The following is a 20,791-nucleotide window of genomic DNA, read 5'->3' as shown; positions in this document are numbered from 1 at the left end:
CTTCGCCCCCCTTCATCAATTCGAGCGGGTGTCCACTCGCGCAACACAGCCAGCTTGCCGGTCGCAGTTGCGTATGGTCGGAATTTTCCGCGTGTAGATCGTCAGCGCATTGGTGCCATCGGCCTTCTGCTCGATGCGAACGGCATCACCCAAGATGGTCAGACTCTGCGCCATCCCTTGCAGGGCCTCCTGGACCTGGTTTTGCAGTTCGACGGCGTGGGTAAGCGCAGCGCGGTGCTGCTCGACCTCTTCGCTCGTCTGTCGCGAAAGCACTGACAGGCTCGCCTGTTGGTCCGAAATCTCGGCCGAGGCCGCTTTGACCTCGGCCACCAGCCGGGCGCCCCCGATTGAAAAATAGAGCGTAGGCACCAACAACAACACCGCGATGACGCCCGCCGCCGCCAGGCCATAGGACAACTTTTTGATGAGGGCATCCTTACTGGCTCCCTGCTCGTCCAGTTGGGCCTGCGCTGCATCGAGCTTCTTCTGGAACAGCTTTACCACCTCGACCGCTGCGGCCAGGTCGCGGCCGGTTTCCTCGACCAGCACATCTTTGCTTTCCCGCGCGACCTTCTGGAAATCCACCAGTTTCTCATTGAGATTCCGGCGCACGGTGTCTGCGCTTGCCTCAAGTGCCTTCACATCATCCGCGAGTTCAGATTGTTTTTCAGATACCAACAGCGCAGCGCGCTCCTGGAAGCTGCTGAAGCGCGTCTCCAGTCCTTGATCCACTTTTCCCATGGCGTCCGCGACGTGACGCTGTGCAGCGTCGTGGATGGCCTGCTCAACCCCTGGAGCGAGCTTTTCGGATTGCGCCCTGGCTTCAGCCCGCAGGCGGGCCACGCCTTCCTTCACGGTATCTTCCAGTTCGACAATCTTGGGATCATCGATCCGGCCAAACCCCTCGCCAAACGCCGGGCCGGACAGCACCACCGGCCTTTTTGCCTTCTGTGCAAGATCCTCGCTCTCACCGACATACCGCACCGTCAGCGCTTGAGGATCTTCCTTGGCGACTTCAAAACCGATCTTGCCCAGGTCCGCAATTACCTCACGGCGCGACCGCAGTTCGCCCGCCATCACAGCGTCCTCGACATAGGCTGTCAGCGCCGAACGGAGACCCTTATTCGGCCCCCGTTCGGCCAGGTGAAAATCCGGCCGGATGCCCGACCGATAGCGCGGGAAGGGGTCTTTCAGGCCGAAGGTGAGTGCCTGCACACGAGTCCAAAGCTCGGATCGATCGATCATTGCCCTGGGCACAGGCAACAGGGCCTGATCGGCCTTATTCCACAGAGGAAGGAAGAAGCGCAGCTCGTGCGCTGCACCCCAATTTAGGTGATGCCACAGGATTTCATAATGCTCATGTCGCGCATAGCCAGGCAGAAAATCGGATTCCCAGCGTTCGGCCATGCGGCGAAGAAAGATGTCATCATCCTCTTCGCCACCAGAAAAGACGATTGCGCCCAGCAGGGCGCGCGGCTGGCCTTGAATGGCCGACTGGACCGCCTTTGCGCCGGTTCTCTTGTAAGCCGCCTCGACAGCCGCTTGACGGCCGATCAGTTCGGCCACCCTCGGGGCGTCCTTCCGGTCGAGGAAGCCCGTTTCATCGAGCGTTGTGGCATCACGGGGCACATCGTTGAAGCGAAGAAGCATGTCTCTGTTCCTGGAAATCAGTTATCTGGCGCGGGCATCAGCTCGCGGTAATAGGCAAGACCGACATTGGTGATCCCATACCCTGCCCCTGCGACCTCCCCATCTTCGGTGAACAGACCGCACCGGAACTGGCAGTAGCCCCGCTGTGCCAGGTCGCGCAAAAGCCCTCGGGCCATCTCTTTTGGCAACCACTCATTGGTGAAGGTTCGGATCGGGAAGAACGTCTCTGTGTGTCCGAAGGAACCACCACGCTCTGCCATCGTCTGAAGAATATGACGGTCGAAGAACCGCCGCGCCTCGGGATAGCTGTCGCTCATGGTTGGGCCTCAACTCGGCAAGGGGTCGAGACGAGCGCGGTCGTGCTCCGCGAGTGTGAACACCTGGCTCGCTACCGAGACCGTAGGTGGGAACAGCGTCACCGTTCGGATCGTCACAAGGGAGAAGCGCCCATCATCAAGCTCCCTGATCTCGTCACCAGCTCGCAAGGCAATTGCTGCCTTTCGAGGTCCGGCGATCTGACCCGTCATGGGCGAAACACAAACGTATCGCATATCCTGTCCTTTCCTATGCAGCGTGCTCGCGCGGCGGTCGGCCGATGACCTGCCGCAGGAAATCCAGCTCGATGAAGTGGTCCGCCTGCCGCCGCAGGTCGTCTGAAACCATGGTCGGCTGGGTCAACATTGTCGAAACGACCGTCACGCGGACGCCCTGGCGCTGCAACGCCTCGACCAGCGGCCGGAAATCGCCATCGCCAGAAAACAAGACTGCATGTTCGATCCGGGGAGCCAGTTCCAGGGCATCCACCGTCAGCTCGACATCCATGTTTCCCTTGATTTTCCGTCGCCCGAACCCATCCGTATATTCACGAGCTGGCTTCGAGATCAGAGTGTATCCATTATATACCAGCCAATCGGTCAGCGGCCGAAGAGCCGAATAGTCGTCATTCTCCAAGATCGCGGTGTAATAGTAGGCGCGGATCATTTTGCCGCAGCGTCCAAACTCCTGACGCAATAGCCTAAAGTCGATGTCAAACCCCAATCCCTTGGCAGCGCCATAAAGATTGGCCCCGTCGATGAACAATGCTGTCCGCTCGCCCCTGAAAAACAAATCACTCAGCTCGAAGCGGTTGCTGCTCCTTTTCGCGTGTTCATTCATATTTCGCCCTCAAAGGTGTTCTGATTGTCCGGCGCTACGGCCCGCGTCGGGGCCGCAGCTGCGAGAAAATCAGTGTGCAGGCGTGAAGCAGCTATCCTCGATCCACTGCCCCCCGGCATCCACGCAGCCTTGGATTTTGCTCCTGCGGCGCTCACGGGAAGCGGCATAGGTCGCATCGAGCGCCTCACGTTCACGCGCCCAATGCGCCTCCTGCTCGCGCTCTGTTTCGGCAATCTGCTCCCCCCAAGCCGGAAGCCAATCCATCAGGGCATAGCCCCAAAATATCGTCATGAAAGCGCCGCCCATGAAAGCCCGCACAGCACTGGAAAGGTTCGGACCCAACTTGAGCAACTGCCAGAACCCCATGAGCGCAATGAGCAACGAGCATGTCGCAGCCAGCCCCGCGATGGCATACCCGACCCACAGAAAGATCGATGGGAAAATCATGGCCCCTCCAACGCTTCGATCTTGCTGGGCTGGAACCCGGCCCAATGCTTATCTTCCGCAACCACGACAGGGGCTTGCCGGTAGCCCAACGTGACCACGAAAGCATAAGCCTCCGCATCCTCGGTCAGGTCGATCAGTTCGTATGGAATGCCCTTCGCCTCCAAGGCTCGCGTGGTAGCGGTGCATTGCACACAGTTGGGCTTGCTATAAACGGTCACAGTCATTTTCCCTCAATCCATGTCCTCATTGTCGATCACGACATCTTCGTCATCTTCGTCCTCATCATCAGCAACACCTGCTGCCCTCGCCCTGGCTCGATCTTCGGCCATCTGCTTACGCACAGCGTCCAGCAGCCGCTGCACTTCGGTCTTGGCCTTTTCAAGCTCGGTTTCGTCGTCGCCAATGGCGAGAACCATGTAGGAAAGCGAGGTTTTAAGATCGTCCTCGGCATGGCCGAGGATCTGGGCAAAGAAGGCCGACTTGGTTTTCCGCAGTGCCCCAAAGCGAGCATAGGCCAGCTCGGCATATAGTGCCCGGAGCCACTTGACCGACAGCTTGCCCAGCACTTCGTCAGTCATGCCTTCGATTTGGCTGAGCGAGCCGCGCAGCTGGCCGTTAAACCGCCCGCTCTCGCCCGCATTGAGATCCACATAGTCGAAGTTCTGCCAGCGCTCACCCAGCTTCGAGGCGCGGATCTCTTCCATCGCCTTGAGCACCATCGGAACCGTGTCCACCTTCCCGGCCGGAATGACAGGAATCCGGTAGCTGACGCCGTGCATCGAGCCTTCGGCTTCGCGGGTCTTGGCCTGTCCCTCAAATTCCAGAACGTATTTCAGGCGGGCCGTGCCCTTCGGCAGCTTTTCCACCACCGGGCGAAAAACGCCAGTCTTCACGACCTCGATAAACCGCCGACCCGTCAGGGCCATAACCCCTAGCGCCTTCTGGCGCATATCCGTGCTTTGCAGCCATTCAACGAAAGCCGCAACCAGCTCATCCGGGTTTCGGATCAGCACAAGATTTTCAGCCCGCGATTTTACGGCCCTGTTGTAATCACGGGTCAGCGTCTCTGTCATACCATCTGGGAAGGTAATCACTTCGAGCACCTTGCCTTCCAAAGCACGGCGCGGATCGTCAGCTGGCAGGCTGGCGAACCATTCCTTGATCGAATTGCGGAACTTGACGATGTAGAGCTTGCGAGACCCGAGGGTCTTATCCGCGAACTCTTCCTGCTTGGCGTTCCACGAGGCGGTCAGCCGCCCTTGCCAGCCCTGCTGGCCAACCATCACTTCAACGTGCTGGGTGAACTCTGCGATTTTCTTCGCGAGAGGGTAACGTCCACGGCCCATATCCCAAACCTCCTGGTGCGACTGTTCAGGTAAATATAAAACAGCCTTCACCACCTGGCAAGGTATATTTGCGGTATATATCATAATTACCTTACAACCCGCACATAAGCATCCGGGTAGCCAGATCGACGTGCCCACGCAGCCAGCGTGTCAGCCCTGTTGCGCTCCGTTTCCGGCATCAGGACCAGGTGCAGTGCCCCTTCGCGGCCGATCACAGCAATAAGCCCTGCTGCCTTGATCCGTTCGACATGTGTGTTGGCACTTTCGCGGCGTTGGAATGCACCGACTTGGGCATATCGCGCACCGGCGCGCGCTGGGCTTGCAGTATTGTTACCAAGGAAGGAGCCTGCATCCAGCACCCGCGACAGGTGCTTAGGCTCTGGCAGCTTGTCCCACTCCATACCCTGGGCCTGCGCGACGGCAGGGGCCAACGTGAGCAGCACAGACGCAGCCAGGAGAGAATGCCGGATCATGGTCATCACCCTTTCTTCCTCGTGGTTTTCCGCCCTTTTCCACCACTTGCCTTCCCCGATTTGCTTCCGTTCGCGTCTATCCATTTGGAAAGCAAAGCCTTCGACTTCATGGCTTCGGGAGGAACGTCGATTCCCTTCGCCTGGGCGATTCTTTCGGCCGCGTTGATCTGCGCGGGCGTGGCTGTGTCGTCGCGATCCTTCTGCGGCGCGTTCTGCGCATTCGCATCGATCCACGCAGACAGCTTCCTGCGATCTGCGGCAACATCATCGGGCAGCGCCGTGCCCATCGCCTCGGCAATCTTTCGGGCAAAGTTAAGTTGAGGTTCTGACGGCTGGTTGCCTTCCGGCATCGGCCCGAGGAAATCCTTGCAGATCCTGGCATCCGAGGTCGCGCCGGTCGGCAATCGGACCCCCTCACGCTTGGCCTTAGCCCGCGCTGCGGCCAGCAGCTTCGGGCTGGGTGGCTGCTTCACGTCTACCTTCAGCGCCCCTTCGCCGTTAGCGCGGCGCTTCATTGCATCCAGCAGCTTCTGGGCTTTCAGCAGGATGTCATCAATCACCTGACGCGGATCGGCTTCGCCCCGCAGGATCGCATCGAGAGCCATTTCCATTTCGGCAGTTGCCGCAGGATCGAGCCATTCCGGGCACTCTTTCATCAGCTCGCCATACAGGCCCAGCGCCAACGGCGATGCAGTCAGCTTGCCTTTGTTAGAGACAAGAAATCCCTGCTTGATAAGCCCAGCGATGATGCTGTCCCTCGTTGCCGGGGTGCCGATCCCCTTTGCCTCTTTCAGGCGCTCGGCCATGGCCGGATCATCCGCAAACCGCCACGCCTCCTGCATCGCCTTAATCAGGGAGCCTTCGGTGTAGAACGAGGGCGGTTTCGTCACCTTGGCATCAAGCCCAGCGTCCTGGGCGGTTGCCTGCGCACCGTCTGCCCATTGCGGCAGAGCGGGATATTCTTCGCCGTCTTCCTCCTGCTCGGCCGCGCTCGCCCCCATGGCCTCGCGCCAGCCTGCCACCTTCTCGACAATCCCCACGGCCGAGAACTTCCGCTCACCAGCGGACATGGAAATCTCGGTGCGATCATAGATCCTGTCCGGCCCTACCGCTGCCAAATAGGTCCGAGCGATATAGTCGAACAACCGCCCCTCATCGGTGCTCAGCCGGTCGTAAATCGCCTCCCAATCATTGACGGTCTTGATGTTGGGCACGATGGCATGGTGCGACGATCCTTCGAGAGCCTTATCCGAGAAGTGCCCGGCTTTTCCCTTGCGGATTACGGGTGTCTGGTAGCTCACGCCGAGCTTACCCAGACCCGATAACCCAGCCAGCATGGCAGGGGCATTCGCGATCTCGACCTCCGGCAGATAGCGGTTCTCGGCCCGTGGGTAGGTCGTGATCTTGTGCGTCTCGTAGAGTGCCTGGGCCACGTCGAGGGTCTTCTTTGCCGTCCAGCCCCAGCGCGAGGCCCGAATTTGAAGCGTCGGAAGATCGTTGAGCTTCGGCGGGGCCTGACGCTTTTCCTCCCGCGAAACCGACACCGGGCCGGACCAGTTGCGCACCCCACCAATGATGGTCTCGGCTTCCGATTGATCGAACAGCCGGTCTTCTTCGCCGGGCTTGTGCGTCAGATGAACCGTATCGCCTCCATGGGCGACATCGAGCCAGAGATCCCAATACGAACGCGGCGTGAAACCATCGATCTCGATTTGCCGCTTGCAGACAATTGCCATGGTGGGCGTCTTGACGCGCCCCATTCCCACGGCCCCCCTCATTCCGTCAGGCTTGAGCACCACCGTCGCGGCGCGGGTGGCCGACAGATTTGCGATCTGATCGACCTGCGCCCGTGCCACAGCGGCCTGGTAGAGCCGGAGGTATTCCTTGTTCGGCCGCAGGTTGGCAAAAGCCTCACGCAACGAGGCTTCGTCCTCTGCATTGAACATCGCCCGATAGACCTCACCCCGAAATTTCAGATAACGGGTCAGGTTTTCCCCGATTGCCTGACCTTCACGGTCGCAGTCGGTGGCGATGATGACGCGCTGCGCGTCCTTCAACTCGTTGCGAATCTCGCGCAAGAGCTTATCCTTGCCGCCCGTGCGATCCTCCGCAAAGGGATAGAAGCCGCTCTCCGGCCGGAGCAGATCGCAGCTCCATTTCTTCCATTCCGGGTTGACCTCTTCGGGGTCTGCCAGGCGGATGATGTGCCCCCGTAGGCCGATCACCCGACCAAAGCGGTTGCCGACCGCAGCCTGCACGTTGCGGGCCTGGGACGGCTTTTCGCACAGCACGATGGATTTCATGGTGTCGCCCCTGTTCTAGAACGGAATTTCGTCGTCGTAGTAATCGTGCTGATCGAGGGGGTTCTTTCCGTCGATGGGCGGGCCGTCAGGAACATTGCCAGCAGCGTTCTTGCTCTTGCCTCCTGACTTGCCCTTGGAGCTGCCGCCCTGCGGCCCGCCCTGCGTCTGGCGACTGGCGCGATCCGCACCCTCGTCGCCATTGCCCCCGTCCCCGGCCCTTCCGGTATCCAGGAAGTGCAGCTTCCCTCCAATCGGGACCAATACACCCCGGAAATAGTTGACCTTGCCGGTCTGGTCGTCGCGCTTGCTGCTTTCGACGTTCTCACCCTCGACATAGACCGGCATCCCTTTGCGCAGCCGATCCCGGCCATGCTGGATGCGATAGCGGTCGAATGTCGTGACGTTGTGCCCGGTCGTTCGTTCCTGCCACTGGCCGTTCTCGTCCTTATAGCTTTTGCTCGTGAGGACGCGGACCCGCATGTATTCGCGGCCATTCGGCGCCGTCGCGAAGACCGGATCATCTGCCAGTCGGCCCATCAGGCGGGTTTCGTTGATGTTGAGCATTCGCAGGAACTCCTTGGATCGGTTGACGGCTTGCAGAGTATCCCACTCTAGGCCATATTTCAATCTAAATACAAGTTGTCAATTTATGGATGAGAGAGCATCAAATGCCATCCTTCGAGAGCTATACGCATCAGGATTTGCTGCGCATCGTGCTGGCAGACGGCACCGTCATGCAGGGCAACTACCAGCACATTGCAGGAATGAACTTCCTCCATGTCCGCGACGGCTCGCCCATGGGGCGTGTTGAAGGCCCACTTGATCTCCAACTCGTGGATGAAATCCGTCTGCTTGCCACGAAAGACGAGATCAATGCAGAGAAGAAAGCCAGGCTACGCGGAGATCCATTCCCCGGCCGTGCCCCCCGCACCCGAGACGACTACGAGTATCGCCTGGGCCTGCTGGCACGGGCCATTGCAGCCGAGGCGAACAAGAAGCGCCGAGACGAGTTGATCTACCAGTTCAACGATCTGGGCGACGAAATCCGGTTGGCTCAGTCGAAGCGCGCCTGGTTGCTGGCTGAAGGCCGGTTCTCGCTGATCTCGAACGCCCCGCCGACCATGCGCGACCTGTGGATCGCGGATGTCGCATCGCCCTCGCTTTTCAAACGGCCGAGACCGCAAGACTTCGATCCCGCTCCGGCCGAGCGCCGCAAGCGCGTCCCTCTGCCGGAAGACGTGCTCGCAGAAAAGCGCTCGATCCCGAACATGCTGGCGGCGCTGCGGGCTGCGGGCTTCAAGGCCCGGATCAGCCTTGCAGGCGATCCACCCCATGAACGGGCTGATATTCAGGTCGATCTTTCAGAGAACCGGCACCACCGTTTCATCCTGGAAGGCCGACGCCTGGACGCAGTTACCAACTGGCGGATGCTATGGGCCGGAAACCACACCGCTACGGGCCTGCGCCGCTATCGATCGATCACCCGCACCGACACCTACAGGCAGTTCATCGCGGTTGCACAGATCGCGAGAGAGGCGGTGTGAGATGGTGCAGGCCAGATCCTCCGCTCCGCTTTTCAAAGCAATCAGCGGCCGAGGCAGAACGTCCGATCCGGCGCTGCCATTTGGAAGCCTGCCGACCCAGAAGAGGCCAAAGAGCGACGAACGCCGCCCAGATGACTTCTATGCCACGCACCAGCCCGAGCCGATCAGGGGACTTCTGGCCCGCGACGGCGAGGTGATACGGGCTTGCGGGTCGGTTTGGGATTCGGCCTGCGGCGATGGTGCAATGGTGCGCGAAATCCGCGCAGCTGACATCCCGTGCTTCGCCTCTGATCTTGTTGATCGCGGCTGCGAGGGAGCGGTTATCTCCAATTTCTACACTTTTGGGGAAAGCCCAGCTCGGGCCATCATCACCAACCCACCCTATTGCGAGATCAATTCCCGAGACGGTCACGGCCGCTGGCTACGCCATACGCTCAACTTGCCGGGTTGGGATTACCTGGCCCTGCTGCTGTCTTGGGATTGGCCCGCTGCACGGTCCAACGGGCTGGGCAAGCTGCTTGAATCCCACCCTTTCAGCTACTGCTACCTCATGCGTTGGAAGATCGACTTCACGGGCGAGGGCGCACCACCCCAGCGGAATGCCTGGTTCATCTGGCGGCGCGGCTGGAACGAAGTGCCGATGCAGATGCGCTTCATGGACAAGAGCGACGGAGACGCGCTGCGCCAGGAAAGCCTATTCTGATGCCCGCATACCGTTCTCCCGAGGAAGCCGAGATCCGCAAGCCTGTCGTCGCCCGGCTGCGTGAGCTTATGCCCGGCGCGCGGATCATCCACGAGATTCAGAGCGCCTGCCAAGGTCCGACGCGCATCGACGTGCTGGCCGTCTCGACCGACCGCATCGCCGCCGTCGAGATCAAGAGCAGCAAGGATAAGCTGGACCGACTTCCTGCCCAACTCTCGGCAATGTGCGGTTGCGCGCACCATCCCATAGTCGCCCTGCATCGCAAGTTTTTCGAGATCAAAGAGACGCCGAACGCTGGCACCTGGATCAACGCGCCGGAGGAAGCTGGCCACGGCGTGATCTGGGGCTTTGATCTACCGCAGCTCACAAGCGCCGAGCAGTATCTCCGCCACGAGCTACAAGACCGCTGGCGGAAATGGATGGCTTGCCCGCCTCCTGGAGCCATTGACATGCTTTGGCGCGACGAGTTGCGCGAGATCGCTTCGCGCCGCGCCCTGCACCGCGCCACGTCACGGCTCACCATTCCAGAACTTATCGACGTGCTGACCTGGCACATGACCGGCGCGGAAATCACCAAAGAAGTCTGCGCCGCGCTGCGCGCCCGGAAATGCGTCGAGGCCGATCCACCTATTGAAACCGACACGCCCGATCCAGGCCCCGGCCATGATCGCGTCTCTCGACAATCCCAAGGGGTTCTATTGTGACCAGCCTGAAAACTCTTGCCCTCGCCATCATAGCCTGCGGAGGCGGCATCGCAGCTGGCAGCACCGTTCACAGCGAGCAGTGGCTATTCGGGCCTCTGGGCCTGCTGTGCATTGCCCTCGCCTTCACCCAGGCCAAATGCGCCCGGACGGCCGCGCTGATCGGCTGGACAGGCGGTGCCTTCTATTTCGCTGCTGCGCTTCCCTTCTTGCTCACAGGATATGCCTCTATCGGCCTGACCGGCCTGCAACCGACCATCGGCGTGATCGCCCTTTATCTGCTTCTCTCGATCTGGTGGCCTGTCGCGTTCGCCCTCGCTCACCGGATGGGTAAAAGCCCACTCACCCTCTCGATCCTCTGGGCCGTCGCGGAGCTTCTGCGCAGCCAGGTGTTCCCGTCGATACCCGTGGCGCAGATCGCCTCGATCTGGTCGCAGATGCCCATCGTCCAACTCACCCATGTTCTGACTGTCGAGTTGGTCGGGGGTCTCACGCTGGCTATATGCGTGGCCGCTGCCTTTGACCTGGCACAGCGCCAGGTGCCCTATGGCAGCACTGTCCTGCTGCTGATCGCGACCGGCGTGGGAGCCAGCATGATGAACACGCCCCGGCCGATGCCGGAAATGCCGCGGATCGCGACCATTGACACGGCGATCCCGCAACGCCTGCGCTGGGATTATGGCGCCCTCCCCGGTTATATGACCGATCTCACCAGCCGCACCCGTGCAGCTTTCGACGCCGGGACCAACCTCGTGATCTGGCCGGAAGCGGCTGTGCCCTATTTCCCGGACGAGCTGAAGGAGGCCCTGGCTGACGCCCGCCCTCCGACCGGGGCATACCTGGCCCTGGGAATGATGGTGCCCATCGAAAGCGATCCTGGCCGGTTCTGGAACAGCTTTGTCGTGCTCGATTCCGATCTGAAAGAAGTCGCCCGATACGACAAGCGCCGCCTCTTCCCCTTCGGAGAATATGTGCCCTTTGCCGAGCAGCTAGAACGCTGGTTCGGCCTGACCACCATAGCCACCAGCACGAATGCCATCGCACACGGTGACAGCGAGCCGCTGATGCGGCTTCCGGGCCTTCCAGGAGTCCTGGTCCCGGCAATCTGCTATGAAGGTTCGTTCGCTCTCTCACGCGCTGAGCGCGAGGCTCCAGGGGCCTACATCGTCAATATCAGCAATGATGCTTGGTGGGCCGGATCGAACGGGTCAAGGTTTGTCGAGCAGGAAGCGCGGCTCCGGGCCATCGAGGCGGGATTACCGCTGATCCGGGTGCCCAACATGCGCGAAGCCAAAGTGTTCGACGCGCATGGGGAGCAAGCTCAACTCCCCTGACTTCCTCCGCGAAGCGCTTTGGCGGCAGTCGATGGGCTGTCGCGTCACAGGCGAACAGGCCGATTAAGGGCGCACCCATAGACCATAAGTCGTAGCGCTCCCCACCAAGAGAACAAGCCGTGCCAGGCCCCCATGCAGGCTAGTTGTGTGAACATCTTCCAACGGCTGAAGCCCCGCGCCTCATATGCAGCTCGAAAGATAGCTTCGAGATCTTTTCTGGCAGCATCTCGTTTTGCCCACTGCGGTTTCATCTTCTTCCCCTCTCGTTGCGGCACGGGATCTTGCGTTCAGAACAGCCGCCGCCATTCCTCGGGTTGTGGCTTGGCCAACTGCATCGTCGTTCCGCCTTCGTCCTCGTCCCAATAGAACCAGCCCTGCGAGATCGCGCCATCATCGTATGCGACAGCCATTTCGATGCCGCCGCAGACGCCAACGATTGGCGTCCCATCGGTGGGCGCTTCTGAAATGGGACGATAGGTGTGCTTTGGCATCATTTTCCTCTCTTTGATGGCGGGCGAAGCCAGTAACCTTGGGGCTTCATCGTCAAGCCCCACAGTTTTGCCCTCTTGCGGATCGCAGCATCCGTCACGCTGAACATGACCGCGAGCTTGGTGATCGGCGCTTCGTCAATCAAGTTTTGCAGCTGTTCCGGCGTCACGGCCTTCCAATCCAGTTGGGGAAACTCCAGATCACGCTCTGCTGATGACAGCAGCGCCCGGCGCTTGCGGTCCCGCTCTTCTTCGCGCGAGGCTTCCGCAGCCAACTCGGCTTCCCGTGCAGCGCGAAGTCTCGCCGTGTTCGCTTCCCTCTCTGCCTGATGGGCCTGCCACCATTCCTTAAGGTCGGCCTCAATCTCGACCGGCGCATATTCCTGGTAATGCGGAACAACGAGCGCAAAGTGGTCGAAGACATACTTGTGTCCCCGCACAAAGATATTCGCCATTTCCTCGAACGTCGGCGGTCGCCCGAGGCTTTTCTGGTCACACGCCCCTGTTTCCACCAGAAAGTCCTCGCAGTTCAGAAAGCTCATGTTCGGCCCCAGCGAGGAAGAAGCGCGATGCCATTCCCACGGGAATGGCTGTCCGCGATCAGACCAGAACTCGCTTGTTACCCATTGTATGAGGCTGTCCTGAAATTCCCAGGATTGCCACCGCCAATCGGCCATATATGCACCACGGAACTCTTTCAGGGAGGCAAACATCAGCAGCCCGACCAGTTCCCTCGACGGACTTTCCTTTGTGGGTTTCCTGATAATCTCCGACAGGTATTTCAGGGTCTTCTCGGCCCCGACCTTGTGCATCCTATCGCCAACTGCAATTCGTCCATCCCGGAGAATGCTCTTGTGAATTTCGAGCGAACCTTGCGCGAGCTTCGAGCGCTGGACCCAGATCAAAGGCTCCAATTCAGCCATCCGCTCTGGGCGACCGACCAGGCCAATGTCCATATGCACCGGCTCGACCGCAGTAATATCGAACCCGACCCTATCTGCGGCCTCTTTCCATCTCGCATACCAGTCCATCAGAGCGACCTTTCCAAGGATTACTGGATGCGGCGGGGCCAAGCGGGGCACCGCTGGCCGGTCAAATCCTCATAATCTTTCTCAAGACGGTCGATCTTGAGGGACAGACCATCGCTCGGGCTGGACCAGTGAACGGCATCGAGCCGTTTGATCTCGGCCAGCAACTTGCTCGGGTCTTCACGCATCGGTGCCTCCATGGGTTGCAGAATTATGTGACACAACCTATGACATGGCGTCAATACAAAAGATAATGTCATACCCCTAATCCAGCGCCGCCCTGCCGATGCCGCTGCGGATATTCTTCATGGCCTGCTCCAGAGCGCGTTGGCGCAGACCCTGATCCGCGATCCCCCCTGCCTTGCTCCAGGACTCGGCCATGATGCCGCCCCGCGCGATCCGCGAACACAAGAAACCTATGGCGGCGAGCACATCTTCCCGGCACGGGTCGAGAACATGCGATTCGCGCACCGCGCGCTCGGCCGTGGCAAGACAGGCCGCAACGCGCTCCCGCACGACGATTTGCTCTGACCAGTCCCCACCAAAGGCTACATTCTTGAGCTGGTCTTTTCGCTCCATGGCAACCAAGTCCCTTCCTGTCTTGAGGGAACAAATATAGAACATTGACGCTTGCTTTGTCACGATGTCAGGTGCGCCCATGGGAGAGTTCAAGATTCTTTACTGCGACATGTCGGCCTTCTTCGCCTCGGTCGAACAGCACATGCACCCTGAGCTGCGAGGACGGCCCGTCGCGATCACGGCCGTCGATGCGAACAGTGGGGCATGTGTGGCCGCAAGCTACGAGGCCAAAGCGTTCGGCGTTAAAACCGGGACGCCGGTGTGGGAGGCACGGCGGCTCTGCCCCGGCATCACCCTGTTACCGTCGCGGCACCGCCTCTATGTCCGCTTCAACCTGAAAGTCGGGGCCATCCTGGACCAGATGGCCGAGGTTGAGCGTATCCGCTCCGTGGACGAGTTCCAAATCCGCCTCTCCGGCGAAGCCACCGAGGAAGCTGGTGCGTTTGCGCTGGTCCGCGCCATGAAGGACAGGCTTGCGCGAGAGATCGGCCCTACCATCAGGTTTTCGGCCGGGATCGGCCCCAATCACTTGTTGGCGAAAATTGCTGGTAAGCTCGAAAAACCGGACGGGTGCCAATGGCTTAGCCCTCGAAATATGCCGGATCGGCTCGCCCATCTGGCGATAGACGATCTGCCGGGCATCAGCAAAGGCATCAAGGCAAGGCTCTACGCCGCCCACGTCTGGGACATAGCCACCCTCTACCGCCTCGATCCGCGCCATGCCCGCGCCATTTGGCGCAGCGTCGAAGGTGAGCGGTTTGTTCGGGCGCTCCAGGGCGCTGACATACCGCTGGTTTCGACCGAGCGGCATGGGTATGGCAACAGCAAGATCCTCTCCCCTAGTTTCCGGGCGGTGCCGCAAGCCTATCTGGTCGGCCGCTGGCTGACAGAGAAAGCTGCCGCTCGCTTGCGCCGCGACGGCCGCGTGTCTTCGCGCTTCGGCCTGTCGGTCCAGCTCATGCCGCAAGGCATCTGGAGCCGTTCTATGAAATGCGAGGCCAGCCAAGATTCTGCCTATTTCCTGCATCTGCATCGCCAACTCTGGATACAGCTCTGGCGGCAGCTCCGCACGAGAACGGTGTTATCTGTCGGGGTTAACCTCGGGGACGTATCCCTGCTGGAAGAGCGGCCCGGCGACCTTTTTGCTCCGCTGAAACCGGCTACGCCTTCGGCTGGGGAGCGTGTGTCTGGCGTCGTGGACCTCATCAATAATCGGTTCGGTCCCGGCTCGATACACTACGGCGTCAACAGACCTCATCCAGGGTTCTTCGAGCGCGGATAAGACCGCACAAACGGCAGCTCGCCCGCGCTGCGAAGACTTCATCTATCGTAGCAGCGCGGGCGAGCGGGGAATCCAATTCTACGATCAGGCGTGGGTTGCCCGTAGGATAACCACAGCGGCGACGATGATAGCAGTAAAGACAGCGCTTGTGCGAAACATAGTGCGTTCTCGGCCTGTTACTTCCTCCCCTCTAAGTGCATTTTTCCACGATTTCACGGCGGCCATAGCAAGCCAGACTGTAAACAGAAGCATGGCGCCCAAGGTTAGAATGTCCAAGACATTCTCAACCTTAAATCTGTTCAGCAGGTAATCGACGGTCATAACGGGCCACACTGCCGCGCCAAGCGAGACAAGAACGGGCGGACCCCACAGATCAAATGCTCTGTTCATGTCGATCCCCACATTAAAGCAGCGCGCCGAGCACCATAAGATGCACGGCGAAGCACCCCACCGAAGCGGCAAACCGCACCAGTGGATGCCGCTCAATTGTCAGGAGCACCGTGCCGGATGACAGCATGGAGATCAGGAGCAGCCCTTTGCGTTCCATCAATGCCGCCTCAACCGTGTCCATGATGCCGAGAACCCAGCCGGTCCAGTCCAAAGTGCCGGAGCCGAGATAGTGGTTGCCGATGTCCACGGGCCATGCAACGGCCAGCGCCGCCAGAAAAACGAACACGATGATCGTAGGCACAAGAACGATCCCGCCAAAGAACGTGGATGCGGTCCAATGCGACAGCCGGTAGCTGAACCAGCTGAACTCACGCCAAGTCGTCGTCATTGTTCTTCCCCTCTTTATGGTTGGCTGAAGCCATTATTCGGCTGATGTCAGCCGTGGTCCAGCCTTGTGATGCTGCAAGGTTCCAGAGCGCGGCGATCCGCTCGGCCACCTCGCGCTTTTCGGCATCGGTCAAGCCATAGGAATAGGCTGTCGTAGCAAGCCCTCGGTCTCGGGTGCCGACGATTATACGAGCGCTGCGGTGCCCGTCCCAGACGGCTGGCAGCATTTCGATGGGACGGTTCTCGCCGCCTCGCCCTGCCACAATCTTCGCCTCTTCGGACTCCCGGTATGTCGTCATGGTAATGTGTCCTCGAACCGCTCGTGCTGCGGGCCGTCGAGCACCACGCGCCCCACGTTCTCGCAGTCGCGCATCGCCATGCGCAACGCTATGTTGTTGCCGGGGCCGAGCTGGTGCATCAGCCAGCCGATGCAATGGGCCTCCTGGCCCTCAGGGTGCTCGTGACAGGCCATGACGCGCAGTGGGGACTGATCGAGCACCGCCGCCAGGTTCCCGCTGCTGTCGGCAATCGTGCCCGCCAGGGCACGGTGCCGATCCTCGGAATAGCCATGCGGAATATCGTGCGGGTCCGTCCCGACCTTCCACGGGCATTTCGCGCATTGCCTGGTCCGGTTGAGCTTCCAGGTCATCACGAGTTCATCCTTATCTCTGCCACAGTCTTCCTGACCAATTTCCGCTGCTTGCGGCGTCGAATCTCTGCCAGCACCCACGGATACGCTTCCGAAGCCAGCCGGGCGTCTTCAATGAACTCTGGATCTTCCGCCCCCACTGCGACAGCATCGCTCATGCACTCGATGGCATGAAGAACGGCTTCAAGGTGAGCAACGGTGATACGCGCCATCACGCTTCCCCTTCTGGGCTGTCCGGGTTGCAGCGCGGGCATGGTAGGCCGCGCCGGTTCTCACTGATCGTCCAGGTGTCATAGATCCAGTCCGTGTCGTAGCCGCAATGCGGGCAGACGAACTGGATGCAGGGCTTCCCATCAGGGAACACTCCTGCATCCTCGACGCGCATCCGCTTCAACGGTGCCCGGCGTGGCAAGTCCTTCTTGTCGAACAGCAGCATCGACATCGTGCAAGCTCCATACCCGATGGTTAGAGGCGATAGCGCAGTCCCATGTCATCGATCTCGCTGAACAACTCGCGCGCACGGTCTTTGCCGATTTTCTGGCCACCAGCCTTGATGCGCTGCATCAGAGCATCTTTTTCAGCATCGCTGGCGCCATTCATTGTCGGGCCAACGCCTTCATATGCGGCGCAGTCGCCCACCGCCTCATTGATCGACAAGATCGTGTATTTGCAGACCGGCGCTTGGTCTTCTGGCAGAAGGCCAAAGCTGGGCAGGTATTCTTTATGAGTGACAAGCATCCGCCTACCTCCATTTTTACTTGGAACGCCGTCCATATGGATCATTTCGGAATAGTATGTGCCAGATGATGGACGCGCCCAGACCGCACATTCCGATAATAAAGGCGCAGACGGCAATACTCATGCCTGTCGATGCACCGGCTTCGCGAAGATCACGATATATCCACCACGTCCCTTGTGGGACGGAAACCGCCATAAAGACAAAAACGATAATCTTGCTCACGGCCCAACTTAGGCGGTTCCAAGTCATATAGTGCCTCCATTTGGGCGCTAAGGGCTTTAGTAGTCGATCTCTTCGAGCAGCGCGGCTGCATCTTCGGCCTGCCGGTCAAACTGTTCGGCCAGGCGCTCATGCCCGCGCATGTTGCGCAGTTCGACCGCGTTCTCGCGATACCTGTCGCGGGCCAGTTCAAGCGCACCACGCAATGTCGTGATCTTGTCATCGGTCAGATTGAGGCTCTGGGGCTTGTCGTAGGGCATTACTTTCTCCTGTTTTCACGGCGAACTTGTTCCTGGACTACCCATGCGTGAGCGCGCTCGAAGGTCGAACGGTCTTCTCCGTCGAAATCACCGCCCTCGAATCCTTCGCCTGCCAGGGCGGCAGCGAGCGCCGATGCCATCGCATCGAGTAGCGGTTTGGTCAGCCGGGGCATTGCGGGTCTCCCGGTTTCGTCGGAACGAGCGCCGCGCGACCAGCTGGTGTGACCAGGCCGAACTCATCAATCATCCCTGCCCTATAGAGGGGCCACGCTCCGCTCAGGAGCATCTTGCGATCAGGGAATTCGGGATCGCGCACGGGCCGTCCGTCCAGGCTGTCAATGTAGAGGTCGCGACGATCCGGCGTCAGTTCCACAATCGCCCGCCCCGATGCGATCAATTTAAGCGCTTCCAAGGGCGCAGGTTTCGACATCGCAGCTTTGCAATGATCGATCTCGTCAGCGGTAAAAGACATGGCTCACATCCCTGGTTTAGCTCTGGCGGACTTCTACCACGAGGTAGCGGAGCGCTTCGGCTATGCGGTCATTTCTTCCCCCAGCAGCCTGCAATTCCTCAACCGCGCGCCGCAAGGGGCGCTCGTAGTCAGCTCGGCTCACGGGTGCGGTGTCCTTGATCTTCTTCATGGTCATGCCCCCTTCTGCTCGGCTGCAAGCCGCCTTTCGGCTGCGGCGATCCAGTTCTTGAATGCACCCTCCAGACCGCTGGTGCAGGTTGAGCTGATGCGGTGCATGGTGATGCGGGTGGCGTCCGGCTTCTCGGCTATGCGGGCGCTGTAGGTGTCGGCCAGATACTGGCCTAAGGCCCGCGCCGCCTCGCGTAAGGTCCGATGCTGTTCCATGTAATCGCCACGGCTAAATCTGACCTCCGGCAACGCAGCAATGCGCTGGCGAAGATCCGCTATGGTCGCTTTGAGGGCTTGTGCCTGATCCTGGGTAAGAACGGCCATGCTTCACTCTCCCATATCCGGCAGCTTCCACGCAGCCTCGTTGATCGGAAAATTCCGCTGATCGGCACAGAAGCCCCGCCAGTGGGCATCGAGCCGTGCGGCGTCGGTGGCGATCACCAGCAGCGTATGCCGCCCGCTCGGGCCGGACAGAACGAACCGGCGATCCACGCCATCACGCTCCGGGGTTGCCGTCAGCGTCACCTGCCCCCAATGGATGCAGGCGTTCGGCTCCCCGACCAGAAATTCACGGCGGGCTTCGGTGATCGTTGCCGGTGCAGAATGCGGGACCGGCGCAGGATCACACAGCCGCGCCTCTGCGGCCGTCAGGTCACGGGCGATTGCTTCCATACTCTTTGCCATATCGGCCTCCCGGCTTTTATACCAATGGTTGCATCCATGTGTGACACAACCTAAGACACAATGTCAATGCAAAAGATTATGTCACAGCCTCTTGCCTCGCCTTGTGTTTCATATTATTTTCTCCATATGCTTCATATGAAAGGATTCATATAATGCCTGTGTTCGTTGACAACCCACTGGTCGATGACCTGGTGAAACAGCTCCAGGCCATCACCGGCAAAAAGAAGGTGGATGTCGTGAGGGAAGCGCTCGAAGAGGCGGTGGCCCGCCACAGGGCAAAGCCCAGCCTTCTCGAAAGCGTCCGGGCATTGCAAGCGCAGGCGAAGGCCGATGGCTTCAAGCGCCTGCCGGATGAAAAGGAGTTCCTGGACGATCTGTCGGGGGGCATCTGATGTTCGTAGACAGCTCGGCCTTCATGGCGATCCTGCTCGATGAGCCGGATGCCATCGATCTTCTGATGCGCCTACAAGAGAACCGGCGTAAGCCGATCACGTCGCCGGTTGTTCGGTATGAGGTGGTGGTGTCACTCGCGCGCAGCCGCGCCGAAGGTCGGCCGATCTCGCAAGAGGATCTTGATCTGGCCACGGAACGCTTCGACGGCCTCCTGCAACTGCTCGGCTGCACCGAAATCATGGTCACGACGAAGATCGGCCGTCTCGCGGCCGAGACTGCCGCGATCTACGGAAAGGTCGCTGGTCATCCTGCCAAGCTGAACATGGGCGACTGCATGAGCTATGCCGCCGCGAAATCGAACAACATGCCCCTGCTCTACAAGGGCAACGATTTTGCGGAGACGGACCTTGCGTAATGCGGTTCTCGCCGTCGCAATCACTCTGGCGCTGGGCGGGAACGCCGCCCATGCGCTCGATGATCTCCAAGGCCGTGTCTCGGTGATCGACGGCGATACTTTAGAGCTGCACGGCCAGCGGATCAGGATCTTCGGCATCGACGCGCCCGAATCCGGGCAGCGCTGTGCTCGGGCCGATGGCAGCACCTGGCGCTGCGGCCGAGACGCGGCGCTCGCCCTCGACGACCTGGTGCAGGGGCGCACCGTGACATGTCGCGCCCGAGACAAAGACAGATGGGGTCGCGTCGTCGCCGTGTGCCGCCTCGGCCACCTCGATCTCGGTCGCTGGATGGTCGAACACGGCTTTGCGACCGCCTACCGGCGATACAGCCACGACTATGCCTCGACCGAGGACGAGGCCCGCAGCGCCAGGCGTGGGATCTGGGTAGGCAACTTCGACAGCCCAGAGAGCTGGCGACATCGGGGGAAGTGGGAAGGGATGTAAATGATGTTGGCAATTTTTCAGGACGGATCGCGGATTGAGCTGACGGCCGAGCAGGGGCAACGAGCGCTCTATGCGCTTACCAGCCTGGCAGTGACGCCCCTCGCGCATCACTTGAACATCCAGCGGATCGAAGGCGGCGACGGCCAAATTCTTTGGCAAAGTCCGAAAGGTTCGTCTGGATCATAAAAACCGGGGCGGTCGATCTGACCGCCCCGGCTCGCTTCTGCCCCTCGGTTATACCTTCACCAGCGCCTGCGCTGTTCCTCGTCTCTCCGGCGCTGCTCTTCCATCCGCCGTTCATCCTCGCGCCTACGCTGTTCCTCATCACGTCTGCGCTGCTCATCCTCGCGCCTGCGCCGGTCTTCTTCATCGCGCCTGCGCTGTTCTTCCTGCCATCGATCATCCATGATTTGCGTCCCTCTCCCTCGGGATCAAAGAAAACATGAGGATGGCTGACACTCCGACGACAACCCCCAACGCACTCACCCCGACATCCAT

General features: G+C 60.2%; 36 protein-coding genes. 10 read left to right on the top strand and 26 right to left on the bottom strand.

Annotated features, from left to right (window positions below):
* Positions 1-15 precede the first annotated feature (15 nt).
* The 9 genes from NBE95_RS20730 to ssb form a co-directional block, all read right to left on the bottom strand.
* The gene (locus NBE95_RS20730) at positions 16-1,650 is read right to left on the bottom strand and encodes a hypothetical protein (protein WP_289896751.1); all 1,635 of its coding nucleotides are present in this window, start codon (positions 1,648-1,650) and stop codon (positions 16-18) included.
* Positions 1,651-1,667: 17 nt separating this feature from the next.
* Positions 1,668-1,967 carry a hypothetical protein gene (locus tag NBE95_RS20725; RefSeq protein WP_289896750.1) on the bottom strand — a complete coding sequence of 100 codons (300 nt, stop codon included), beginning with the start codon at positions 1,965-1,967 and terminating at the stop codon, positions 1,668-1,670.
* 247 nt (positions 1,968-2,214) lie between these two features.
* Positions 2,215-2,757, bottom strand: coding sequence for an NYN domain-containing protein (locus NBE95_RS20720; protein WP_289896766.1), 543 nt, complete (start codon positions 2,755-2,757; stop codon positions 2,215-2,217).
* A gap of 117 nt (positions 2,758-2,874) precedes the next feature.
* Positions 2,875-3,252 carry a hypothetical protein gene (locus NBE95_RS20715; RefSeq protein WP_289896749.1) on the bottom strand — a complete coding sequence of 126 codons (378 nt, stop codon included), beginning with the start codon at positions 3,250-3,252 and terminating at the stop codon, positions 2,875-2,877.
* On the bottom strand, positions 3,249-3,476 hold the full coding sequence (gene nrdH / locus NBE95_RS20710) for a glutaredoxin-like protein NrdH (RefSeq protein ID WP_289896748.1): 228 nt from the start codon (positions 3,474-3,476) through the stop codon (positions 3,249-3,251). The genes NBE95_RS20715 and nrdH overlap by 4 nt, the downstream gene beginning before the upstream one ends.
* Before the next feature lie 6 nt (positions 3,477-3,482).
* Positions 3,483-4,652: a protelomerase family protein gene (locus NBE95_RS20705; protein WP_289896747.1), complete on the bottom strand. Its 1,170-nt coding sequence runs from the start codon at positions 4,650-4,652 to the stop codon at positions 3,483-3,485.
* A 32-nt stretch (positions 4,653-4,684) separates the two neighbouring features.
* Positions 4,685-5,077, bottom strand: a complete 393-nt coding sequence (locus NBE95_RS20700; protein WP_289896746.1) for an SPOR domain-containing protein — start codon at positions 5,075-5,077, stop codon at positions 4,685-4,687.
* Entirely contained in the window at positions 5,077-7,374 is a 2,298-nt protein-coding gene (locus NBE95_RS20695) for a DNA topoisomerase (RefSeq protein WP_289896745.1), read from the bottom strand. Before NBE95_RS20695 ends, NBE95_RS20700 begins: the two co-directional genes overlap by 1 nt.
* Positions 7,375-7,389: 15 nt before the next feature.
* Positions 7,390-7,938 carry a single-stranded DNA-binding protein gene (gene ssb / locus NBE95_RS20690; protein WP_289896744.1) on the bottom strand — a complete coding sequence of 183 codons (549 nt, stop codon included), beginning with the start codon at positions 7,936-7,938 and terminating at the stop codon, positions 7,390-7,392.
* 104 nt (positions 7,939-8,042) lie between these two features.
* Here ssb and NBE95_RS20685 point away from each other — a divergent pair, with 104 nt between their 5' ends.
* Genes NBE95_RS20685 through lnt form a run of 4 tightly spaced genes read left to right on the top strand, consistent with a single transcriptional unit; the run spans position 8,043 to position 11,656 of the window.
* A complete protein-coding gene (locus NBE95_RS20685; protein WP_289896743.1) occupies positions 8,043-8,918 on the top strand; it encodes a hypothetical protein in 876 nt (291 codons plus the stop codon).
* Position 8,919: 1 nt separating this feature from the next.
* Entirely contained in the window at positions 8,920-9,621 is a 702-nt protein-coding gene (locus NBE95_RS20680; protein ID WP_289896742.1) for a hypothetical protein, read from the top strand.
* Entirely contained in the window at positions 9,621-10,325 is a 705-nt protein-coding gene (locus NBE95_RS20675) for a hypothetical protein (RefSeq protein WP_289896741.1), read from the top strand. The genes NBE95_RS20680 and NBE95_RS20675 overlap by 1 nt, the downstream gene beginning before the upstream one ends.
* Entirely contained in the window at positions 10,322-11,656 is a 1,335-nt protein-coding gene (gene lnt / locus NBE95_RS20670) for an apolipoprotein N-acyltransferase (protein ID WP_289896740.1), read from the top strand. The genes NBE95_RS20675 and lnt overlap by 4 nt, the downstream gene beginning before the upstream one ends.
* A 287-nt stretch (positions 11,657-11,943) precedes the next feature.
* Here the strand turns inward: lnt and NBE95_RS20665 are convergent, their stop codons facing one another.
* The 4 genes from NBE95_RS20665 to NBE95_RS20650 all read right to left on the bottom strand — a co-directional run bounded on the left by NBE95_RS20665 (position 11,944) and on the right by NBE95_RS20650 (position 13,832).
* Positions 11,944-12,150 carry a hypothetical protein gene (locus tag NBE95_RS20665; protein ID WP_289896739.1) on the bottom strand — a complete coding sequence of 69 codons (207 nt, stop codon included), beginning with the start codon at positions 12,148-12,150 and terminating at the stop codon, positions 11,944-11,946.
* A complete protein-coding gene (locus NBE95_RS20660; RefSeq protein ID WP_289896738.1) occupies positions 12,147-13,175 on the bottom strand; it encodes a hypothetical protein in 1,029 nt (342 codons plus the stop codon). The genes NBE95_RS20665 and NBE95_RS20660 overlap by 4 nt, the downstream gene beginning before the upstream one ends.
* A 20-nt stretch (positions 13,176-13,195) precedes the next feature.
* Positions 13,196-13,360 (bottom strand): hypothetical protein, encoded by a 165-nt coding sequence (locus NBE95_RS20655; protein ID WP_289896737.1) that lies wholly within the window; start codon positions 13,358-13,360, stop codon positions 13,196-13,198.
* A 76-nt stretch (positions 13,361-13,436) separates the two neighbouring features.
* Complete coding sequence (locus tag NBE95_RS20650) at positions 13,437-13,832, bottom strand: hypothetical protein (RefSeq protein ID WP_289896736.1); 396 nt, start codon at positions 13,830-13,832, stop codon at positions 13,437-13,439.
* Between NBE95_RS20650 and NBE95_RS20645 the strand changes: the two genes are divergently transcribed.
* On the top strand, positions 13,831-15,033 hold the full coding sequence (locus NBE95_RS20645; RefSeq protein ID WP_289896735.1) for a UMUC-like DNA-repair protein: 1,203 nt from the start codon (positions 13,831-13,833) through the stop codon (positions 15,031-15,033). The genes NBE95_RS20650 and NBE95_RS20645 overlap by 2 nt on opposite strands.
* 84 nt (positions 15,034-15,117) lie before the next feature.
* On the opposite strand, the gene NBE95_RS20640 is transcribed toward NBE95_RS20645, so the two are convergent.
* The 13 genes from NBE95_RS20640 to NBE95_RS20580 all read right to left on the bottom strand — a co-directional run bounded on the left by NBE95_RS20640 (position 15,118) and on the right by NBE95_RS20580 (position 18,989).
* Positions 15,118-15,423, bottom strand: coding sequence for a hypothetical protein (locus NBE95_RS20640; RefSeq protein WP_289896734.1), 306 nt, complete (start codon positions 15,421-15,423; stop codon positions 15,118-15,120).
* A gap of 13 nt (positions 15,424-15,436) precedes the next feature.
* Positions 15,437-15,811 (bottom strand): hypothetical protein, encoded by a 375-nt coding sequence (locus tag NBE95_RS20635; RefSeq protein WP_289896733.1) that lies wholly within the window; start codon positions 15,809-15,811, stop codon positions 15,437-15,439.
* Positions 15,792-16,109, bottom strand: coding sequence for a hypothetical protein (locus tag NBE95_RS20630; protein ID WP_289896732.1), 318 nt, complete (start codon positions 16,107-16,109; stop codon positions 15,792-15,794). Before NBE95_RS20630 ends, NBE95_RS20635 begins: the two co-directional genes overlap by 20 nt.
* Positions 16,106-16,459, bottom strand: a complete 354-nt coding sequence (locus tag NBE95_RS20625; protein WP_289896731.1) for a DUF6283 family protein — start codon at positions 16,457-16,459, stop codon at positions 16,106-16,108. The genes NBE95_RS20630 and NBE95_RS20625 overlap by 4 nt, the downstream gene beginning before the upstream one ends.
* Positions 16,459-16,671 (bottom strand): hypothetical protein, encoded by a 213-nt coding sequence (locus tag NBE95_RS20620; protein ID WP_289896730.1) that lies wholly within the window; start codon positions 16,669-16,671, stop codon positions 16,459-16,461. Before NBE95_RS20620 ends, NBE95_RS20625 begins: the two co-directional genes overlap by 1 nt.
* Entirely contained in the window at positions 16,671-16,901 is a 231-nt protein-coding gene (locus NBE95_RS20615) for a hypothetical protein (RefSeq protein WP_289896729.1), read from the bottom strand. The genes NBE95_RS20620 and NBE95_RS20615 overlap by 1 nt, the downstream gene beginning before the upstream one ends.
* Positions 16,902-16,924: 23 nt before the next feature.
* Complete coding sequence (locus NBE95_RS20610; protein WP_289896728.1) at positions 16,925-17,242, bottom strand: hypothetical protein; 318 nt, start codon at positions 17,240-17,242, stop codon at positions 16,925-16,927.
* 234 nt (positions 17,243-17,476) lie between these two features.
* Complete coding sequence (locus NBE95_RS20605; protein ID WP_289896727.1) at positions 17,477-17,677, bottom strand: hypothetical protein; 201 nt, start codon at positions 17,675-17,677, stop codon at positions 17,477-17,479.
* Positions 17,677-17,850, bottom strand: coding sequence for a hypothetical protein (locus NBE95_RS20600; RefSeq protein WP_289896726.1), 174 nt, complete (start codon positions 17,848-17,850; stop codon positions 17,677-17,679). The genes NBE95_RS20605 and NBE95_RS20600 overlap by 1 nt, the downstream gene beginning before the upstream one ends.
* Positions 17,838-18,149, bottom strand: a complete 312-nt coding sequence (locus tag NBE95_RS20595; protein WP_289896725.1) for a hypothetical protein — start codon at positions 18,147-18,149, stop codon at positions 17,838-17,840. Before NBE95_RS20595 ends, NBE95_RS20600 begins: the two co-directional genes overlap by 13 nt.
* 16 nt (positions 18,150-18,165) lie before the next feature.
* Entirely contained in the window at positions 18,166-18,318 is a 153-nt protein-coding gene (locus NBE95_RS20590) for a hypothetical protein (protein WP_289896724.1), read from the bottom strand.
* A 2-nt stretch (positions 18,319-18,320) separates the two neighbouring features.
* Complete coding sequence (locus tag NBE95_RS20585; protein WP_289896723.1) at positions 18,321-18,641, bottom strand: hypothetical protein; 321 nt, start codon at positions 18,639-18,641, stop codon at positions 18,321-18,323.
* Positions 18,642-18,644: 3 nt separating this feature from the next.
* The gene (locus NBE95_RS20580) at positions 18,645-18,989 is read right to left on the bottom strand and encodes a hypothetical protein (protein WP_289896722.1); all 345 of its coding nucleotides are present in this window, start codon (positions 18,987-18,989) and stop codon (positions 18,645-18,647) included.
* A gap of 164 nt (positions 18,990-19,153) precedes the next feature.
* Here NBE95_RS20580 and NBE95_RS20575 point away from each other — a divergent pair, with 164 nt between their 5' ends.
* Genes NBE95_RS20575 through NBE95_RS20555 form a run of 5 tightly spaced genes read left to right on the top strand, consistent with a single transcriptional unit; the run spans position 19,154 to position 20,739 of the window.
* On the top strand, positions 19,154-19,393 hold the full coding sequence (locus tag NBE95_RS20575; protein ID WP_289896721.1) for a type II toxin-antitoxin system VapB family antitoxin: 240 nt from the start codon (positions 19,154-19,156) through the stop codon (positions 19,391-19,393).
* Complete coding sequence (locus NBE95_RS20570) at positions 19,393-19,809, top strand: type II toxin-antitoxin system VapC family toxin (RefSeq protein ID WP_289896720.1); 417 nt, start codon at positions 19,393-19,395, stop codon at positions 19,807-19,809. The genes NBE95_RS20575 and NBE95_RS20570 overlap by 1 nt, the downstream gene beginning before the upstream one ends.
* A complete protein-coding gene (locus NBE95_RS20565) occupies positions 19,802-20,293 on the top strand; it encodes a thermonuclease family protein (RefSeq protein WP_289896719.1) in 492 nt (163 codons plus the stop codon). The genes NBE95_RS20570 and NBE95_RS20565 overlap by 8 nt, the downstream gene beginning before the upstream one ends.
* Entirely contained in the window at positions 20,294-20,479 is a 186-nt protein-coding gene (locus NBE95_RS20560) for a hypothetical protein (RefSeq protein ID WP_289896718.1), read from the top strand. It begins immediately after the preceding gene.
* Complete coding sequence (locus NBE95_RS20555) at positions 20,446-20,739, top strand: hypothetical protein (RefSeq protein WP_289896717.1); 294 nt, start codon at positions 20,446-20,448, stop codon at positions 20,737-20,739. Before NBE95_RS20560 ends, NBE95_RS20555 begins: the two co-directional genes overlap by 34 nt.
* Positions 20,740-20,791: the final 52 nt, after the last annotated feature.

The organism is Paracoccus sp. TOH (assembly GCF_030388245.1).
GTDB lineage: Bacteria > Pseudomonadota > Alphaproteobacteria > Rhodobacterales > Rhodobacteraceae > Paracoccus > Paracoccus simplex.
Note: the sequence above shows the minus strand (reverse complement) of the source record. Positions and strands in the feature narration are given on the sequence as shown.